15 protein-coding genes are annotated in these 19225 nt (G+C 45.9%); 4 read left to right on the top strand and 11 right to left on the bottom strand.

Annotation, left to right across the window (positions count from 1 at the left end):
* Positions 1-103 precede the first annotated feature (103 nt).
* Positions 104-1834: a CPBP family intramembrane glutamic endopeptidase gene (locus ACQQ6X_RS19990; RefSeq protein ID WP_305166744.1), complete on the top strand. Its 1731-nt coding sequence runs from the start codon at positions 104-106 to the stop codon at positions 1832-1834.
* On the opposite strand, the gene uvrC is transcribed toward ACQQ6X_RS19990, so the two are convergent.
* From uvrC to ACQQ6X_RS20010, 4 genes are all read right to left on the bottom strand, one after another.
* The gene (uvrC, locus tag ACQQ6X_RS19995; protein ID WP_305166745.1) at positions 1803-3845 is read right to left on the bottom strand and encodes an excinuclease ABC subunit UvrC; all 2043 of its coding nucleotides are present in this window, start codon (positions 3843-3845) and stop codon (positions 1803-1805) included. The genes ACQQ6X_RS19990 and uvrC overlap by 32 nt on opposite strands.
* Before the next feature lie 165 nt (positions 3846-4010).
* Entirely contained in the window at positions 4011-4328 is a 318-nt protein-coding gene (gene trxA, locus ACQQ6X_RS20000) for a thioredoxin (RefSeq protein WP_010347861.1), read from the bottom strand.
* Between the two features lie 124 nt (positions 4329-4452).
* On the bottom strand, positions 4453-5400 hold the full coding sequence (gene dnaI, locus ACQQ6X_RS20005) for a primosomal protein DnaI (RefSeq protein WP_305166746.1): 948 nt from the start codon (positions 5398-5400) through the stop codon (positions 4453-4455).
* 264 nt (positions 5401-5664) lie between these two features.
* Positions 5665-7179: a DnaD domain protein gene (locus tag ACQQ6X_RS20010; protein WP_149034192.1), complete on the bottom strand. Its 1515-nt coding sequence runs from the start codon at positions 7177-7179 to the stop codon at positions 5665-5667.
* A 343-nt stretch (positions 7180-7522) separates the two neighbouring features.
* Between ACQQ6X_RS20010 and hemQ the strand changes: the two genes are divergently transcribed.
* Positions 7523-8302 carry a hydrogen peroxide-dependent heme synthase gene (gene hemQ / locus ACQQ6X_RS20015; RefSeq protein WP_305166747.1) on the top strand — a complete coding sequence of 260 codons (780 nt, stop codon included), beginning with the start codon at positions 7523-7525 and terminating at the stop codon, positions 8300-8302.
* A gap of 97 nt (positions 8303-8399) precedes the next feature.
* Here the strand turns inward: hemQ and ACQQ6X_RS20020 are convergent, their stop codons facing one another.
* The 4 genes from ACQQ6X_RS20020 to ACQQ6X_RS20035 form a co-directional block, all read right to left on the bottom strand.
* The gene (locus tag ACQQ6X_RS20020) at positions 8400-9566 is read right to left on the bottom strand and encodes an ABC transporter permease (RefSeq protein WP_305166748.1); all 1167 of its coding nucleotides are present in this window, start codon (positions 9564-9566) and stop codon (positions 8400-8402) included.
* Complete coding sequence (locus ACQQ6X_RS20025; RefSeq protein WP_305166749.1) at positions 9563-10900, bottom strand: HlyD family secretion protein; 1338 nt, start codon at positions 10898-10900, stop codon at positions 9563-9565. The genes ACQQ6X_RS20020 and ACQQ6X_RS20025 overlap by 4 nt, the downstream gene beginning before the upstream one ends.
* Positions 10901-11015: 115 nt before the next feature.
* Complete coding sequence (locus ACQQ6X_RS20030; RefSeq protein WP_305166751.1) at positions 11016-11522, bottom strand: MarR family winged helix-turn-helix transcriptional regulator; 507 nt, start codon at positions 11520-11522, stop codon at positions 11016-11018.
* Between the two features lie 135 nt (positions 11523-11657).
* The gene (locus ACQQ6X_RS20035; RefSeq protein WP_305166752.1) at positions 11658-12848 is read right to left on the bottom strand and encodes an NAD(P)/FAD-dependent oxidoreductase; all 1191 of its coding nucleotides are present in this window, start codon (positions 12846-12848) and stop codon (positions 11658-11660) included.
* Positions 12849-13084: 236 nt separating this feature from the next.
* Between ACQQ6X_RS20035 and ACQQ6X_RS20040 the strand changes: the two genes are divergently transcribed.
* On the top strand, positions 13085-14089 hold the full coding sequence (locus ACQQ6X_RS20040) for an NAD(P)/FAD-dependent oxidoreductase (RefSeq protein ID WP_305166753.1): 1005 nt from the start codon (positions 13085-13087) through the stop codon (positions 14087-14089).
* Between the two features lie 159 nt (positions 14090-14248).
* Here ACQQ6X_RS20040 and ACQQ6X_RS20045 read toward each other — a convergent pair whose 3' ends face one another.
* Together ACQQ6X_RS20045 and ACQQ6X_RS20050 are read right to left on the bottom strand one after the other, a co-directional pair.
* Complete coding sequence (locus tag ACQQ6X_RS20045) at positions 14249-14392, bottom strand: sporulation histidine kinase inhibitor Sda (RefSeq protein ID WP_023990158.1); 144 nt, start codon at positions 14390-14392, stop codon at positions 14249-14251.
* Between the two features lie 269 nt (positions 14393-14661).
* Complete coding sequence (locus ACQQ6X_RS20050; protein ID WP_305166754.1) at positions 14662-15318, bottom strand: YheC/YheD family protein; 657 nt, start codon at positions 15316-15318, stop codon at positions 14662-14664.
* Between the two features lie 220 nt (positions 15319-15538).
* Between ACQQ6X_RS20050 and ACQQ6X_RS20055 the strand changes: the two genes are divergently transcribed.
* Complete coding sequence (locus ACQQ6X_RS20055; protein ID WP_305166755.1) at positions 15539-17074, top strand: Ppx/GppA phosphatase family protein; 1536 nt, start codon at positions 15539-15541, stop codon at positions 17072-17074.
* Here ACQQ6X_RS20055 and ppk1 read toward each other — a convergent pair.
* Positions 17034-19142, bottom strand: coding sequence for a polyphosphate kinase 1 (ppk1, locus tag ACQQ6X_RS20060; RefSeq protein ID WP_305166756.1), 2109 nt, complete (start codon positions 19140-19142; stop codon positions 17034-17036). The two genes, ACQQ6X_RS20055 and ppk1, sit on opposite strands and share 41 nt — an antisense overlap.
* Between the last annotated feature and the right edge of the window lie 83 nt (positions 19143-19225).

The following is a 19225-nucleotide window of genomic DNA, read 5'->3' on the forward strand; positions in this document are numbered from 1 at the left end:
GCTTTCACTCTATTTTCATGAATATCGCTGGTCTGTTGGCGGGAACCTGTGCAGTATGATATCTTTAATGGATGTTCTTATTTACAGATTAAGGAGGAAACTCATGAATCCTATCGGGAAACCGGTCGTGCTCACGGCCAACTTCAAAAAATTAGGCTTGCTGGGCGGGGTTGGCCTGATTTGCTTTTTTATCTTTCAATTGCTTCTTCCCTCGCTTAGCAATCCAAGTCCGGAATCATTGACGAATGCAAAGGTCATCAGCAAACAAGAAGCAGTCATACACGCCCTCGACTTTGCCCGTTCCGAACTGGGCTATACGGAATCACAGCCAGAGAAGCCGGTTGTGACCTATCAGGCTGAAACGGATTTATACGGTTATTTATCCAGAGAAAAACTGCTTCAACAGTACGATCGCACATGGAAAAAAAATTATCCTTATGAAACCTTTCGGGTTGATTTGCCTGATTCCTCAGGGAAGGGCAAGCTGCAAATTCATGTGGATTTATCCACTGGGAAGGTCGTTAGCTTTAAACGGATCACCTCCAGCACCAATTACACACAGGCTGATGTTTCTACGGATGAACAAGCACAAAACAGGCTTGTACGTATAGCTGAGGGCGACATGACGCTCGAAGCCAAGGAACAGGCTGCGGCGATATGGATCAAACGCTTTGGCTTTAAGCCATCCGAATTAAAGCTCGCGACCACTGAGGGGGATGGTGGGTTGAAGTATACCGTGGACGAAAAGAAAATCGGCGCCTCGGTACTTACACTGGCTTTTACTTTTGAAGACGGGGATGTTCGCTCGTTTACCCAAAGCTTTTCGGCCCCTTCGTCCTACACCGACTATGTTAAAAAGCAAACATACTGGGCAAATTGGATGACTTATGCGGGTTATGCCCTATTTAGCTTTGTTCTGGGCGTGCTTGCCATTGTGTATGCGTCACTCACTCGACGACATACTTCATTTGTACGCGGTATTGTTCTGTCCATTGTATACTTTATTGCTAGTGTAGCTGGGACAATGAACATGCTGCCTTTGCTGCAATCTGAAGCAGGCAGTAAGGGTATGCTTATCTTTCTTATGATATTCCAGATTGGTGTAACCTTTTTCATGGCTGTCGCCATCTATTTCTCCTTGGTCGGTGGTGACGGGCTTATGCGTCAGGTTGGACTCAATGCATGGCCACGTGCCAAAGAGCCTGGCTACGGGCTGTATGTACTTCGCAGTATGTATGTTGGCTACTTGTGGGCCTTCATTTTACTCGGCGTACAATCCATTTTATTCTTTGTACTAGAGCGCACATTTAATACGTTCTCCACAACAGACGCCACGCAATCCCCTTACAATATGGCTTATCCATGGCTACTACCGATTATGGCCTGGATGGCAGGGATTGGAGAAGAGACTGTCTACCGTCTGTTTGGTATTCCGATGGTCAAAAAAATAGTCAAAAATACGTTTGTTGCTTGTCTGATCACTACGCTTATTTGGGCACTGGGACATACGCTTTATCCGATCTATCCGGTAATTTCCAGACCTATTGAGCTGACTTTTCTTGGTTTGCTGTTTAGTTTTGTGTTCCTGCGTTACGGCTTTATCGCCGCTATGTTCAGCCACGTTATTTTTGACAGCATACTCATGGGGCTCAGCGTAATAAGTCTGGGAGACACTGTAAATGTGAGCGCCGGTCTATTCTGGATCTTACTTCCGGCTATTGTCGGTTACATCATTTATTGGTTTAGCCCTAAAAAGCCTAATCGAATCATGTTCGAAACCGTGAAAAAAGAGGAGCCGTATCCTACGACTCCTCCTCCCGAAGGGCAGCTATAATCTGCCGAGCAAGCTTATCCCCAATAGAGAGAGGCCGGAAGTCTTCGACACTGGCCTCTCTTATTTTTTTGAGCGATCCAAAATGCTTAAGCAACAACTTACGCCGTTTCTCTCCGATGCCCGGAATGGAATCCAACTGGGAAGTTACCATTGATTTGCCGCGCTGCTCGCGGTGGAACGTAATGGCAAAACGGTGAACCTCATCCTGAATCCGTTGCAGCAGATAGAATTCCTCGCTATTGCGTGCAAGTGTCACGGCTTCTAATGTTTCCCCCTTCAGTAGTTGGGAAGTTCTGTGTTTGGCGTCTTTCACCAAACCACATACAGGAATAAACAATCCTAATTCATTTTCCAATACATCGGTTGCCGCTTTTATTTGTCCACGTCCACCATCGACAATGATCAAGTCGGGACGCTCCAGATTTTCCTTCAGCACACGTTCATATCGACGCCGAATAACCTCGCGCATCGTTTCATAGTCATCGGGTCCCTGCACAGAACGGATCTTGTATTTTCGATACTCCTTCTTCGCAGGCTTGCCATCAACGAAGACGATCATGGCCGAGACTGGATCGGAACCCTGAATGTTGGAATTATCAAACGCCTCTACCCGATGCAGACTATCCAGCCCAATGGCACGTCCCAGATTGCTTGCAGCTTTGGAGGTTCGCTCTTCATCACGCTCGATCAGCTTAAACTTCTCATCCAATGCAACACGTGCATTTTCCGTAGCCATACCCGTCATTTGCTTTTTCAGCCCACGCTGTGGCACAAGTACTTTTACATCCAACCATTCAGCCAGAGCGAGAGCTGCCGCAGATGGGTCCTCCAATCCACCGGATAGTTGAGTTTCTGTTTCTGTTTCTGCATAAGATGCACGTGCTTCGGCTACCCGCAGTGGGTCAGCAGAAAGGTCAGACTCCGTTTGTAATGCTTTCTCATCTGTAATCCCTGTGGTTTCAGCCGTAGTTGCACTGTAAAGTTCAGTTTCGGCTGCAATCGGTTGATCGACATCAGCCGCTTTTTCTTTCATCAGCTTTGGAGAATCTGGCAACAATATCTCCTGCGGCACCGCTGGGTTGTCACTGTAATATTGCGTCACATAGGACATAAAATCGCTGTACGCTTCACCATAGAAAGGAAAAGTCGACATATGACGCTCAATCATTTTCCCCTTGCGGACATATAGGATCTGTACACACATCCAGCCCTTATCAACTGAAAAACCAAATACATCCCGGTCCTTCGCATCAGATGTGGTGATTTTCTGCTTTTCCATCATTGCGTCGATGCTAATAATCTGATCCCGCAGCTCCTTGGCACGCTCAAAGTACAATTCTTCCGCGGCCTCCTGCATTTTGCGCTGAAGATCCTTTTTAATTTCCTCATGTCCACCGCTCAAAAAGGAACCAATCTCCTGACTGATCTGGTCATAGGTTTCCTTCTCGACCTCTTTCACACAAGGTCCCAAGCACTGGTGCATGTGATAATACAGACACACCTCTTTTGGCATTACACCGCACTTGCGTAACGGATACATACGATCCAGCAGCTTTTTCGTCTGATGTGCCGCATATGAATTGGGGTATGGTCCAAAATATTTCGCTTTATCTTTCAGAACGCGACGGGTTACCTCGAGCTTGGGGTGTGCCTCGTTCGTAATTTTCAAGTACGGAAAGGTTTTATCATCCTTCAACAGCACGTTATAACGTGGTTGGTGCTTTTTAATAAGGTTGCACTCCAGAATGAGCGCCTCCATATTGCTGCCTGTAACGATATATTCAAAATCACGAATATCGGCAACTAGTCGCTGCGTCTTGCCATTATGGCTACCTGTAAAATAGGAACGGACCCGGTTTTTCAACACTTTGGCCTTGCCGACATAAATGATGGTGCCTTCGCTGTTTTTCATCAGGTAACAGCCTGATGCATCCGGCAGCAATGCTAATTTGTGCCGTATATTCTCCAGCGCCTTCTCCTGGTTCTGCAAGTCCTCCGCATAGGATTTCATTCGCCCGGTTCCTCCTTCCATTCTTAATTCTTAATAGCTGCTCAATCACTACTTATATTATATAGAAATAATGCACAAAAACGCCCCCGGTATATATAACCGGAGGCATTAACTGTTCATGGCGCTCCACCAAGCCCCCATAGGAGCATGGGTTACATTCCATGATTATTGGTGTTTGGTAAGCATGCTTTTCAATGCTTCTTTGGAGTTCAAACCTACCACTTTATCAACAGGCTGTCCGTCTTTGAAGACGATCAGGGTAGGAATACTCATTACGCCGAAACGGGAAGCAGACTCTGGATTTTCATCCACGTTCACCTTTGCGATTTTGACACTATCGCCAACTTCTGTGGACAGATCCTCCAGAATTGGAGCGATCATTTTGCAAGGACCGCACCATGGCGCCCAAAAATCAACCAAAACGGTTCCTGTGCCTTCGACTTCTGCGTTGAAGGATTGATCGGACACGTTAACAATTGCCATTGTATGTTCCTCCTTTATAGAAAAGTCAAGATTATTATAACCTGTAATGTCTGATTCGACACCTTTTAATTATATCACAATAGTTTTTTAATTGTAAGATATCAAAAGAGCAGACGATGAACGATTACCCTCGCTGATTTTTCCCCTTAACGGTAATCACATCTACAAAAGGACGAATCCGGTCCATCAAGCGTTGTCCCTTGTACATTTCCTCTCCGTCTTTGCTTGTAAAGCTAAGATGCTTCTCTAGCCCTTGCAGCGAGTAATTGGAAGTATAGAAGGTCGGTTTGCGGTTCATTCGGTAATTTAAAATGGAGCCCATTACATGATCCCGTACCCATGGACTCAAATTTTCAGCACCAATATCGTCAAATACGAGCAGATCACAATTTTTAAGCATTTCGGTCGTTTCCTTAAGCTTCTGCCCATCCTGAATCATGGACTTTAAGTCCTCCACAAAATCAGGCATGTACACAATCACACCGTTAAAACCCGATAGAGCCAACTCGTGTAGCAGATAGCCCATCAAAAAGGTTTTACCCGTACCAAACGTACCTTCCAGGTATAGCCCTTTTTTTAATAAGCCCTGGCTTTTAGTTTCTTCAATATAGCGGAATACCTGATTAACTGCGGGTACTCGTTGCAAATCCTTGCGCGCAATTTCAACAGCATTATAACCTTCCAACAGCGCACGCTCATCCACATAAAAGCTTTTAATTCGCTGACGCACCCGTTGTTCATGCTGGGAAGCAACCAGCTTGGCACACGGAGTCCGAATGTCCACAATTTCCGCTGTTCCATTGGGGTACTCCACGCCCAGCTTGCAAAAGTGACCCTGAAAATCGTTAGGACACCGTTCCAGTCCCGGACAATTGTCGCAATTTCGACGATCCCGGGTATACTGAAAGAGCATGCTCATATTAAGTCGCAATTGCGTTTCGTCTACATCAGGGTGTGCAGCACAAAATTCCTTCACCAGCGGATCATTTAGAACCTGATCGGCTACACTGCGAGTACGTTGGCGAAACGAAGGGTTCTGCATCTGCTGAAGCAAATCACCGAGTGATTCCAAGAACGCTCCTCCTTTCTAAAATGTGCAGAGTTATGGGGGAGAGACGCTTCGCGTGCAGATTGTTCTTCCGATTGCTGTTATCCCCGGATTTTTCCTATTGAAATAAAAATTTAAAGGTTAAAATCCGGGGATAAAGGCAACCGCTTCGCTTCTACAGAACAATTCTGCCCGCTTCGCTGCCGACCGCCATAAGTCGACACATATTTGAATTGGCTTCGCTTAATAATTTTATAAAGTTAAGTAGATTTAACATAAAGCTATCCACTACACCTTTTTTTGTTTACCGGATTGCATTCGTTCGGCTAGGCGAAGTAGTTCATCCAGCTCTTCCTCGGATACGGTTTCCTCGGAAGGCTGGTCTTGTACGATCGGAATAGATGGCTTGGCAGGGCCATTATTTTTGGCATACGTGCGGGATCGGCCCCCGGAAGAAGCAGTAGACTGTTTTCCTTTTACCTTGGCCTGATCCCTTATATATTGAACGGCTTTTTCGTAAGTGTTTACCTGCTTTAGCAGCATGTTGGAGGCAACGGCCTCGACAAAGTTGCGGTTAATCCGCTGATCGCTCCCCGATACGAGCAGTGACATTAAATAATGGATCAGCACATTGATGACTTCACCAGGCAGCTTATAGCTGATATCAATCTTCTCAAATATATCCAGCAAGTTACCGGGAACCGTTCCGGGGAAAAAGGTTTGCAGCAAACGGCGATAAGGCTCGTTGCGGAGCATCATATTATATTGGTGAATGTCACACTTGGCCGTAAACTGTGGTGGGACCTCTACATAAAACTCCATCTCCACAGCCTGCTCTGCAGGTGGCTCTTCAGGTATGGAAGTTTCCCTCTGGCGCAAGGCAACCACCTTGGCGGCCTGCACCTGCTGCTCCTCCTGACGCTTCCGTTCCTGCCTGGAGTGCTGGCTAGCCCGAAGCTGAAGCTCGTCGAGCAGCAAGTCGCCTGCTTCGGTAAAAATGCCGTCCTCATCCAGCAAGCGGCTGATATCCTGTACAGAGAGGTCAAATTTGCGGACCACGTAATTGACCATACCTAATTGCTCGTGTTCAAACCGAAGACGCTCCACATGCTTGCGATTGGCAGATTCACGCGGAAAACGAAGAATAATATCGGCATAATTCAATGCTTCCTCCGATTCGGACGCTAATGCTCCAGTCTGGCGGCTTGTGGACACCTCGGACAGCGCCTGTTCCAGCTCATAATCGATAACATGGGTGTTCAGTTCAAACAGTTCATAAAACGGAACCGAAATATTCTCTTTATTATAGGAAGATTGCGACCATTCGCTAGATTCCCTGCTCCACAACGATTCTCTCAGAGAAAGCACTGCAAACTTACCGATTTTGTCTCTCAACAAAAGGGTGAGGTGCTGTGTTCTGAAAAATTCAGCAGGTGCGAGCGGCGGCTGCATCTCATATTCATACATATAATCGTCCGTTTCGGGTGCATACAGCCTGGACGTCTGCAACAGACCAACAGCCTCCAGCTTGGAGGTCTGCTCAATCAAATACTTGCGTCCCTTCTCACTTGGCTCCAGTCCCAGTGTCAGAAAAAGTCGACGCTGTTGTTCCAACGGCGAATAACCAATCTGTCCGACTGGCACATGCTGGAACAACAGTCGATATAGACTGACCGCAAATGCGCCTACCATCGGCTGATAGACACTTCCCAGCATCAATTCATCCAACGCGCTCAAGCCAAATTCCCGATAAACGCAGTAGCGGTGGTTCTCAGTATAGTGCAGCAGGTTTTTCATCCGCATTCCGACATTCTTCCTTTCCTGACATAACGTTCTCCAAGATGTTTTTCTATTCTATCATACTTGCCCTCGGGTGGGACCAACAAAATAAGGGCAATTGTCCTCCTTTTTGGCAGCCGTATTCGTCCGAGTTCTTCTTTTTTCGAGAATACTAACTATTTTATGACTTTTGTGACCTGCATCATGGAAAAATAATATTCTTCACACTTCTTTCATTGGTGAAAAGCTCCAAATTGAGCTACAATATAATGGTTAAACATCACGTATTGGATACAGGAACATATACAGAAGTACACATATTTCGGCTAAGCCGATTACATTTACAGATCGTAAAGGAGTGTAGATCGTGAATCAACATCAATCTCAACAAACCCCAGCAATACCCAACGAAGTAACTTCCACACTGGAAGGATGGTATGCGCTTCACGATTTCCGGTCCATCAACTGGACGGCATGGAAAACCGCTGATGATGAAGAGCGCGCGGGAGCACTGGACGAGCTTCAAGAGTTTATGAAGGAATGGAGCGTGACCGAGGAAGCAGCTCTGGGCAGCTCGGCTGTCTATACTATAGTCGGACAAAAGGCTGATTTTGTCATGATGCACCTGCGTGAAACGCTGGAAGACCTTAATAAATTGGAAAATGAATTTAACAAAACAACCTTCGCCAAATATACGACCAAAACTTACTCTTATGTAAGTGTAGTAGAACTGAGTAATTATTTGAGCAAAGAAGAAGATCCAATGCAAAATCCACAAATTGTCGCACGCCTGAAGCCTGTATTAAACAAGGCTCGTTATATTTGTTTCTACCCAATGAACAAGAAACGTGATCTGGACGACAACTGGTACATGCTTTCGATGGACGAGCGTCGTACCTTGATGCGCAGCCACGGTTTAATTGGACGCAGCTATGCTGGCAAAGTAAAGCAAATCATTTCAGGCTCCATTGGCTTTGACGATTGGGAATGGGGCGTAACATTATTCTCCGACGACGCACTTCAATTCAAGAAGCTAATTTATGAAATGCGTTTTGATGAAGTGAGTGCCCGTTACGGTGAATTCGGCTCCTTCTATGTTGGCAGCGTGTTAAACGAAGAAACATTTGAAGACATGCTGAAGCTGTAAAGTACAAACGTCAGCCCAATTGCAACAACAATCAAGGATTCCGTGAACTCCCGCTTTCCGGGCACGGAATCCTTTTTTTACAATACCGTATAACTGATTATTGCATCACAGGCTCCACCACTACGGATGTATTCTCACTTTTCGCCAGCTTTCTTTTCTCCAGAGCAATCAAAATAAAGATAATAAGCAGCAAACCACTTAGTAAGACCAAAAAGCCTCCCAACTCGGGAATAAAATATTTTAAGCTCCCACCTTTGAAGCCCATACCTCTCAAAAACTTGAAATGCCAGGTCAATGGGAGAATGTTACTAACATATTGCAGCGATGCAGGCAACATAGCTACTGGCAATTGAGCACCGCTCAGCAAAAACGAGGGCAATATAATCAGCATGAGACGCGGGGAAGCTTTTCCCGGATTTGCCGCATTCCACCCCAAAGCCATTGCAAATAAGCTTAGATTAATCGTGTAGAGTAGAAACGGAATACTGATCTGCCATACATTCGCTTCAAACCGAAGTCCGCCGATCTGCTTGAGCAAACCAATGGACAAGTAAAAGGACACACATCCTACTAACGCATACGGTAGCACCCTGAGAATTAAACCGTATGAATGCTGCAACTCTCCTTTTAATCTTCCTTGCTCCCGCAATCGTGGGACAATTGTCAGTGTATTAGCAGCAATCAAAGAAATCATGATCGTGTTGATGAATCCCATAACCGAGGTCATCAATGTAGCATTGGTGGGATTATACAGCAGACGCTGCTGGAGTAGCATATTGGAAGTAAGTCCCGTTACCTGGCTCTCACTCATCCCCATGCCCTTTAGCCCACCACCAGCCAGAATTGCATTTTCCGTGGCAATGATCTCTGTGACCGCCGAGCGCAGATTCCCTGTGGCCTGACCTACCGTGTTATCTACATAAAAGCCGATGTTGCTCTGAACTCCCTTAAGCCTATTTTCCTCCAGACCTGCCGGAAGATAAATCACTGCAAAAAACTTTTCATTATAAAGGAGTAAATTCGGATCGGTTTCATTCTCTTGCACATAACGTACGTCGATATACTGGGATGCATCCAATTTATTAATAAGCTGACGGCTATAATTGCTATGGTCTAAATCGACTACAGCGACAGAGGCATCATTCAGCTGATTATTTTTAAAAACAAATCCAAAGGCTACTGCTACGACAATCGGGACGAACAGCATGACAAATACCATCTTGCCGCTGATCAATAGCTTCCATTCTTCTATAAATGCCTTCATTTTGTCACGACCTCTACCGTCATTCCGGGTAACAATTCAGGTGTTCGCCGAACATCAACCCGGACCTGAAAGGAGCTTACATCCGACAAACCTTTATCCCGACTCATTCTCATATTGGTATACTGCGGAGCAGAGGTAATGTATCTCACCTTGCCTTGGATATCTTTGTTTAAAGCTACGACATGCGAAGTTACATTGCCTCCGGCTTTAAACTGTGCCATGGAATCCTCATCCACATAAATATCGTAGTATAGTTGGTTCGTTTCAATAACGACACCTGTTGCCCCCGTAGCAACGATTTCTCCCATTTTAGGTACAATACGCGACACCTTGCCGTCCGTGGTTGCCTTTAGCACCATACGTCCACGCTGCAATTCCAAGGTTTTGAGTTGAACGCTTAATGCCTGCTTTTGTTGAGCCAGAAGATCTACATTGTATTCACTGTTTTTAACATCTTTTCGCGTTTGCGAGGTTTGACTCAGGGCTTCCCTGGCCTTTTCTGTTTTGATACGGGCCTGCTGACGTTCCTCAGCGGTTGCACCCGCCTCCATTTTGTCCAAAGCGGTTTGCTGCTGGGCGATACCGTTTCTGGCAATCTCGGATTGTTTGCTGGCAGCAGTAATCTGATTGTTTGCAATCTCAACCTGATCCTTGGCCGTATCTAATGCAATTTGGGCATTATCCAGTTGATTTTTGGCATTATCCAGTTCTGCTTTGGTTACTGCACCTGCATTGTACAACGCCTTGATACGGTCGAAATTCACTTTCGCAAGGTCAAGAGCCTCTTGTCTGGATGCTACTGTTTTCTGGGCAATCTCTGTATTTCTTTTGGCTGTCTCTACTCCTGTCAGAGCAGCATCCAATGATTGCTGTGCTGCTTCAATTGCCAGCTTTTGTTTTTGAATATCCTCTGCACGCGCACCTTGGTTCAATAAGGATTCTCCGGCTTGCGCAGCCTGAATATCCAACTGTCCCTGTTTTTCAGAACTTGAGATTTTCTCCGTCTGATTTTGCAACCCGTCTTTAGCCTGCTTTATTTTTACATCAGCTTGCGCAATATCCGTTTTTAATTTTTCAATTTGCAGGTCCAGGTCCACAGGATCAAGAGTCATGAGCACGTCACCTTTTTTAACCTGCTGTTCTTCTTTAACCTCAATCGTGTTTACTCTTCCTCCTACACCCTGAAAAGCAACATTTACGGTATCTGCCGTAAGCAGTGTGTTTTTTTGTTGGGCTGCCATACTCACAGCATCCTTGCCGCTCATTGCCATCAGCGTACCTCCAGTACCTAATGCGACAACAAGTAGCACGTACACAATGATCTTTTTATTCATTGCAACCAAACTCTCCTTCATGATGATTTAACCAATGGTAGTTAAAAAATAATAGTCAAAAATAAATAAGGAACCTGATAGTACGACGTCTAACTACTTAAGCCAGGAAAATTGATTATTCCCGTTTTATCCGCTCAAGTCCTGAGGAAAGCTTATTTAATAACGTAGCAAATAGAATATGATCCTCCTGCGTAAATTCATTCATTAGCTCCGAAAAAAGCTGGATGAACATCGGAATTTTTTCCGTCATTAACTGTTTTCCCTCATCAGTCAAGAAGATCGCGGTCATGCGTCGATCCGTCAGCGTACTTCTGCGGATGATGCCGTCTCGTTCCAGCTTATCAATTACGCTGGTTACTGTTGAACGAGTAACCCCTGAATATTCAGCCAGTTCTGATGGAGTCAATGCACGTTCATGTAAAAACAATGGCACTAAAATTTTCAGATTGCCTATAGATAACCCATATTCCGAGAGTCTGGAAGACACTCCATTGTACACTTCATGTGCTGCCTGCACGAAAAGTACGAACGTATTCAACGCTTGGGAGTCCACATTTGGAAACTTTTCGGTCAATAAATTTATTCTCTTGGGATCGGCATTGATTTTAAAATCAGAATTCAACGTGAAGCTCCCCCTCTGTAATTAGTAATCATACTATACGTCGTCTAATAGTTATGAGTCAATATCTTTTTTTCGTTCACCTAGATAAAAAAGGTCCCCAAGCTCCTTTCAAGGAGTCATGGAAACCTTTTGACGTTAGAAAAACCGCCCTTTTTTCAATACCAGTGGAATGCCGCCGATGATGAACAAGTAGCGGAGATCCACAATTTTTTTCAATTGTGCGGCCACCCAGCCTTTGATTTTGCGTTTACCCACTACGGCCACGGCTTCGCCTTTCCCAAGTGATGCAACTGTGCCCTTGTTGGAGAATACGAACTTGTGCAGCTCCTTGTTACGGAGCGTAGCGGCCAGATTTTTGGCACAAAGCACTCCTTGCTGCATAGCAATTTGGGCAGTCGGTGGATAAGGGCGTCCTTCCGGATTAAACATCAGGGAACTGTCTCCAATAATGAAGATATCATCGTGACCCGGCGCACGCAGAAAATCGTCGATCTTCACCCTTCCACGCATCACTTCAAATCCGGCTTTCTCGATCAGACTGTTGCCCCGTATCCCACCCGTCCAGACGACCGTACAGGCTTCAATTTTCTCACCCTCACCGACAATTACACCATCCTGCAAGCATTCCTTAACGGGAACTCCGATACGGAAGTTAACTCCTTTACGCTTAAGGACATCCATCGCATACTCCACCAATTCAGGATCAAACCCTGGTAATGCTGTTGGAGCTGCCTCGACGTTAATAATTTGAATTCGGTTAAAATCGATGTCGTAAGCTTTAGCCAACTGTGGCAGCCGATCCGCCAACTCCGCTACAAACTCAATACCACTAAAACCAGCGCCTCCTACGACGAAATTTAGGCGACCTGGCTTACCGTCATTTTTATACAGGGCCAGTTGGTATTCAATATGCTCACGAATCAAGCGCACAGAGTTAATACTGCGAATCGTCAGCGCGAATTGATCCATCCCCGGAATACCGAATGTCTCCGGCTCCCCGCCTAATCCGATGACCAAATAATCGTAGGATAGCGAGCCATCCTCCAGCACAATCTTTTTCTCCTTTGGTATGATTTCCTTAACTGTTCCTTTGACTAAATCCACCTTGAACTCATCGATTAGCTCCGCAATTGGAATCCTCGAATGCTCAATCGTGTCCGTGCCTGCCGCGGGCATGTGAAGATGAGTCGTAATATAGTGGTAATCATGACGGTTGATTAGCGTGACAGTTGCCTCATTGTGCTTGAGCTCCTTTTGCAATTGCTGAGCCGTCAAGATACCTCCATATCCGGCGCCCACAATGACAATTTTGGGAATACTGCTCATGCGTCTACCCCTTCCAATATCCATAATCATTCAATATTCACAGCTTTTTTCTCAACACGGTTAACTTATACTCACCAGAAAGTCTTCATCAAATATTAATCGCTTTAACTTTGCAAGAAGAACCCAGCAGTTTATAATGATAAGCAGTGAATCATACGTTCGGCGGCTATCTGAACCTCTATGCGGCTGATTCAATATCTACAATTCATACTATCCCTTTCGGAGGTGTTTTTAGAGTGACAGCTCAATCCACAGGTGCGGAGATCCGCGATCTGATCATTATCGGAGGCGGTCCAGCCGGTATTTTTGCCGCTTTTTACGGAGGAATGCGTCAGGCATCCGTCACCTTAATTGAAAGTATGCCCCAACTGGGCGGCCAGCTTGCAGCCCTTTATCCTGAAAAATATATTTATGACGTTGCGGGCTTTCCTAAAGTGACTGCACAGGAACTGGTGAACAATCTGGTTCAACAAATGAACCACTTTAATCCAGAAGTGCAGCTAGAAGAGAAAGTCGTATCGTTAGAGAAGAAGGAAGAACGCCACTTCATCGTAAAAACAGACAAAGGTGGCGAGTATCATGGTAAGGCGGTTATTATTACCGCTGGCGTTGGTGCTTTCGAGCCGCGCAGACTGGAGCTTCCAGGTGCGGAACGTTTCGAAAAAACAAACTTGCATTATTTTGTTAGCGACCTGAGCAAATTTGCAGGCCGGAAGGTACTAATCAGTGGTGGCGGTGACTCTGCTGTAGACTGGGCCCTTATGCTGGAACCGATTGCAGAACAGGTTACATTGATTCACCGCCGTGACAAATTCCGCGCGCATGAACACAGTGTCGAAAACCTCCTCGCTTCCAAAGTAAACGTGATTACACCAACGGAAATTGCAGAATTGCATGGAGAAGACACGATTACGAAGGTCACTCTTGCTCATGTAAAAACCAAAGAAACTCAGGAAATTGAAGTGGACGATGTTATCGTTAACTTTGGATTTGTATCCACACTTGGCCCGATTGCTGAATGGGGAATTGAAATCGAAAGCAACTCCATCGTGGTCGATTCTCGTCAAGAGACGAATATTCCCGGCATTTTCGCTGCAGGAGACATCACTACCTATCCAGGCAAGCTCAAGCTGATTGCGGTTGGCTTTGGTGAAGCTCCTACAGCAGTCAACAACGCCAAGGTCTATGTGGATCCAGACGCCAAGTTGTCTCCCGGTCACAGCAGTAACATGAAAATGTAGTTAATTTAGACTATGACAAAAAAGGGTATTTTACTCCAGATTTGAATCTCTGGAGTGAAATACCCTTTTTCACGGTGTGCCTATTCGTTGCAGTGATTGTCCGTAAAGTCATCCGAACCCTGAATGACTTTACGGTCGCAGTACGAGAGCTTGTCCGGTCTAATGAAGGACTACGGCTGTATTCATCTCTAGCTTTCTTTTGTGAATTTCAGCCAGCAACAGTGCAATGAAGTCACATTCAAGTTTAAGCTCGATTGCCATCTGATAGGAATCCAAAAGCATTTCATCCGTCAGCATAGCCATCCTCGACACAACCTTTCCTTTTATTTCAAAATCTATTCTATCAAAATACCAAAAACGGAACAAGCGTTCTGTTATCCACAGACAATTGTGGAAATCCTGTGTATAAATTGTTGGTAAGTGTCGTTACCCCTTATATGTGACAGGGGATAATGTGGACAATATTTATACACAGAATTTTGGCGATTAAACGCAAAAAAAATTTTTTTTATGTTTATACAAATATATTAAATTTTAATTGATTTTTAATGAATAATTTGAAAAAACATAAATTATTGGGGCCTTGTGTTTACCTCCAAAATCCATATCCGTCCATTCTGATCAAGCCCGTAATCAAATCCCAGTTGTCCGATCCCGGGAAATCTTCTTTCGAGTGTAGGAATACAGCGCTGCGTAAGATCAATGATCTCTCGCCGCTTTCGTGAAGCTAACCGCCGGGGATATATCATCCGAAGCGCTTCTGTTCCTTTCAGCAAGGTTCCCCCCCTGCACAGATTCGTAATGACCAGTCCAGGACGAGCATGACGCGCTACTACCGCACGAAAATTCCACTTTGGTCCTTCTTTCACGACTTTGACTCGATAGTCAACAGGTCTACCTTGGATACTGGCCAGCTGAATACCTTGCTGAATGAGATATGGACGTTGGATTCGGAGCTTACTGATTCCCGCCACAAGCGCTCTAAAATGGCTGAACCGATGTGTTTGCTCCATACGTGTACAGGTGTAGCCCCTACCCTCTTTTGCCACGCGCATGACACCGATTCCGCCGCCGCCTTTTACGGGTTTGATAAATACAAAAGCATGCCGCCGCAGCATCATGCGCAATTGGTCTTCACTATATAGACAGGTTTCCGGTATATAAACGGCGGTATGTGGATCATGGAGCAGCGCCTTTGTCTTTAGCCATTTGCTTGCGAGTTGTCTCATCTAATTCTCTCCTTTCGCCGTCAGGTATACTTATACATACTCAACAGGCATGTGCTATTCTTGGATGATTGTCAGGATCATGTGTCCATTTCGACAAGATCATCGCGAACGGTAGCATGCACCAGACAACACTGGTACAATGACAATAATCTGAATACCATTTGGAACGGAGCAGTTAAATTTGCTGACAGATTGTTTCTTTCAACAAGGAGGTCAACTCATGAATAGCAAAATTGGCATCATGGACATTGGCTCAAACTCCATTCGTCTCGTGATCTATGAAATGACAGATACAGGAGCTTATCGAATTGTGCAGGAGTGCAAAGAAGCTGCCCGGCTGAGCGAAAAGGTTGGGACCAACGGCCGTATGGAACGAGAAGCCATACGCAGCATCGCTCCATTACTGCGCCAATTTATGGAGGTGTGCCGTATGCACGGGGTTGTCCGAATGCGTGCAGCAGCAACAGCCGCCATCCGCAATGCGGCGAATTCGGACGAAATCGTCCAATGGATTGCAGAAGAGACAAGTTTAACGCTGGAAATACTGAGCGGGGAACAAGAGGGCTATGCGGGTTTTCTGGGCGTTGTGAATACAATGAATGTGAGTGACGGAATCATTATTGACATCGGAGGCGGCAGTACCGAAATTACGCTATTCCGTGATCGGACACGACTGCATACGGTTTCATTTCCCTTTGGCGCAGTCAATATGAATTGGCGCTTTGGACGCGAGGTCAAGAATGGCGAATGGTCTCCTGGACAAATTGAGGAAATGGAGAGCTTTGTCCGTTCTTCACTGCAAAACCATGACTGGATTTTCTCCAATTCGGGTCTACCATTTATCGGGCTGGGTGGAACCCTCCGTACTTTGGCTAAAATCAATCAGAAACGGCGGGATTACTCGCTTCCTGTGACGCACCATTACGAAATGACAACAGAAGATGTCGACTATTTCTATAGCAGTCTGCCCCATCTTCCTTATGAAAAACGCAAAAAAACAGCCGGCCTGTCCAAAGACAGAGCCGACATTATCGTACCAGGTCTCATTATATTAAAAACGATATTTGAAGCTGCTCAAGGCTCCGCCTATTTGGTCAGTGGAGCGGGTCTGCGAGACGGTCTGTTTCATGAGCTGGTCAACGCTGAACAGCCTGTGGTGGCTAATCCGCTGATCGCGTCCATTCGCAATATCCTGGCATTTGCTGTCCCGGTTAGCGAAACGCATGTCCAGCGGGTTAACGAGTACGCTGTCCAGCTCTATGACACCCTAGCTGAAGGAACCTCAACAGCTATGGACAAACGTTTGTTACTAACCGCAGCCACTCTTTACAAAACAGGTGCAGCCTTAAATTACTATCACTTCCGCCAGCATTCCGTGTTCTGGATCTTGCACGCGGGCATTGGCGGTTTATCTCACCGGGAAACGGTGCTAGCCGCGCTGATCGCTGATTACCATCCTAAAAACCGGACCCCCCGCTTGCTCCGTACCCATGCAGATATTTTGGAGCCTTCCGATGAAGAACGTGTGCATCGGCTCGGCTCGCTGCTTCAGCTAGCCATCGGCATGGATCGCAGCGAATCTGGCATCATCACCAGCATCCATCCCACGACTGGGGACGATGCACTGCATATTCGTCTGGAAAGCAAGAGTGAACCGATCCTGGAGCAACGGGAGCTGGTGGCGGTCGCAAAAGATTTTCAAAAAGCCTGGAATCTTATGTTGTCGTGGTCCATTCTTCCTTCTTCCAGTTTTTAACCTTCATCGCTTCGAATTGGCTCCTGATGGGAGCCTCTTCGTTGTTTCTTGCTACAAATTGATAGTTGCCATTAGGCAAAAGCTGACGCGCCTTCACATTATCTTTCAAGGATAAGCGTAAAATATCCACCAGCATTTCCTTGATTCGGTCATCATAAATCGGGCACATCAGTTCAATCCGCCGAGTCAGATTGCGCGTCATCCAATCCGCACTAGACAAGAAGAGCTCCGAATGACCTGCATTTTCAAAGTAGAACAGTCTGGAATGCTCCAGGAAACGGTCGACTATACTGATAACCCGAATGTTCTCGCTAAAGCCCTCCACGCCAGGGCGTAAACAGCAGACCCCACGAATGATTAAATCAATCTTTACCCCTGCTTGAGAAGCAGCATATAGTTCATCAATCATTTCCTGATTGGATAAGGAATTAATTTTGGCAATAATACGGGCTGGCTTACCTGCAAGTGCTTGCTCCGCTTCCCTGCGGATCAGCTCAAACAGCTTATTTTTCATGCCCGTCGGCGCTACGGTGAAAGCTTGCAGGGTTTTGAGCGCCGAGAAACCCGTGATTTCATTGAACAGCTCAGAGGCATCCTCACCTAGCACCGGATCCGCTGTGAACAACCCGATATCCGTATATACACGTGCTGTGCTTTCATTGTAGTTGCCAGTTCCCACATGCACGTATCGTTTGAGCACATTACGCTCACGGCGTATCACCAGAATGATTTTGGCGTGCGTCTTCAACCCGACCAGCCCGTATACTACATGACAGCCAGCTTTTTCAAGCGTACGCGCCCAAGCAATATTACGTTCCTCGTCAAAACGCGCCTTCAGCTCCACCACTACTGTCACCTGCTTGCCTGATTCTGCTGCACGTGCGAGTGCCGGAATGAGCTTCGATTCCCCATTGACCCGGTACAGAGTCATCTTGATCGCCATCACATCCGGGTCCTCTGATGCCTCAATGATAAAATCAGTTACCGCATCGAATGATTCATACGGATGGTACACGAGCACGTCCCGTTTGCGAAGTACGTTAAAGATTTCCTCTTGCGGAGGCAGTTCTTCCGGATACAACGGTTTGATTGCCGGAAATTTCAAATGCGAATACCCTTCCAAATGATCGGCAAAAGACGACAAAAATGTCAGATCTAACGGCCCGTCGATCTCAAACACATGATCGAACAGCTTGAATTCGCGTTGAAGCTCTGTCAGGGCAAAGGAGTTAATCCCTTTCTCCACTTCCAGTCTGACCGGTGCCCCCCGCCGTCTTCGACGCAGTTCTTTTTCAATCTCTTCGAGCAAATCTTCGATCTCTTCCTCATTAATAGACAAATCAGAGTTGCGCGTAACCCGAAAGGCATGAACCGCCTCGGGAATATATCCGGTGAACAACGTTTGTATATGATGCTTAATCAGTTCCTCAATTAAAATAAATGATTTCTTCTTGCTATTCGAACGTGACGGCACCGAAACAACACGTGGAATATTGGAAGGCACCTGCACAATGGCAAAAAGCTGCTTATCCTCCTCCGTATCTCCCGGGCGGCTCAAAACAACTGCCAAATATACGTATTTATTGTGAACCAGTGGAAAAGGGCGGCTCTGATCGACCGCCATCGGTGTGAGCACCGGAAATATAATTTCATGAAAATATGCATCCAGCGACTTGCGTTGAGTCGTATTTAAGTCATTATATTCAAGCAATAAAAGACCTTTTTTCGTCAATAGGCGAGAAATATCACGATAGGTCCGGTATTGCTCGGATACCATGGAGACGGTACGCTTGATCAGCCGTTTGTACAAACCGGATGGGGTATATCCCGTAAAATCCTTTTGCATAAAACCAGCCTTGATCTTTTCACGCGTCTCTGCAACACGAACAGCCATAAATTCATCCAAATTGCTGGACACAATCGCTAAGAATTTGGCTCTCTCCAGCAATGGTGTATCGACATCCTGTGCCTCCTGGAGCACACGGCGATTAAATTCAATCCAGCTTAAATCCCGATTAAAGTAACGTTCTGACCCGGCTTTATCCTTCTTCTGACTCTCTATCAACATATGGCCTCCATCAATTTCATGCAGTATAGTTACCCTTTATTGTACTATTAGATGAAACGCACTAGCATCACAGAAGTGTTAAC

Source organism: Paenibacillus ottowii (genome assembly GCF_050516475.1).
Lineage (GTDB): Bacteria > Bacillota > Bacilli > Paenibacillales > Paenibacillaceae > Paenibacillus > Paenibacillus ottowii.

What these genes read in the sequence shown, in the direction of transcription:
- ACQQ6X_RS20035 (WP_305166752.1), bottom strand. Translation starts at nt 12,848, where the DNA reads ATGAGCAGTATTCCCAAAATTGTCATTGTGGGCGCCGGATATGGAGGT.
- ACQQ6X_RS20025 (WP_305166749.1), bottom strand. Translation starts at nt 10,900, where the DNA reads ATGAATAAAAAGATCATTGTGTACGTGCTACTTGTTGTCGCATTAGGT.
- ACQQ6X_RS20010 (WP_149034192.1), bottom strand. Translation starts at nt 7,179, where the DNA reads ATGCGGATGAAAAACCTGCTGCACTATACTGAGAACCACCGCTACTGC.
- uvrC (WP_305166745.1), bottom strand. Translation starts at nt 3,845, where the DNA reads ATGAAATCCTATGCGGAGGACTTGCAGAACCAGGAGAAGGCGCTGGAG.
- ACQQ6X_RS20045 (WP_023990158.1), bottom strand. Translation starts at nt 14,392, where the DNA reads ATGGCTATGCTGACGGATGAAATGCTTTTGGATTCCTATCAGATGGCA.
- ACQQ6X_RS20020 (WP_305166748.1), bottom strand. Translation starts at nt 9,566, where the DNA reads ATGAAGGCATTTATAGAAGAATGGAAGCTATTGATCAGCGGCAAGATG.
- trxA (WP_010347861.1), bottom strand. Translation starts at nt 4,328, where the DNA reads ATGGCAATTGTTAACGTGTCCGATCAATCCTTCAACGCAGAAGTCGAA.
- ACQQ6X_RS20050 (WP_305166754.1), bottom strand. Translation starts at nt 15,318, where the DNA reads ATGAGACAACTCGCAAGCAAATGGCTAAAGACAAAGGCGCTGCTCCAT.
- ACQQ6X_RS20055 (WP_305166755.1), top strand. Translation starts at nt 15,539, where the DNA reads ATGAATAGCAAAATTGGCATCATGGACATTGGCTCAAACTCCATTCGT.
- ACQQ6X_RS19990 (WP_305166744.1), top strand. Translation starts at nt 104, where the DNA reads ATGAATCCTATCGGGAAACCGGTCGTGCTCACGGCCAACTTCAAAAAA.
- ppk1 (WP_305166756.1), bottom strand. Translation starts at nt 19,142, where the DNA reads ATGTTGATAGAGAGTCAGAAGAAGGATAAAGCCGGGTCAGAACGTTAC.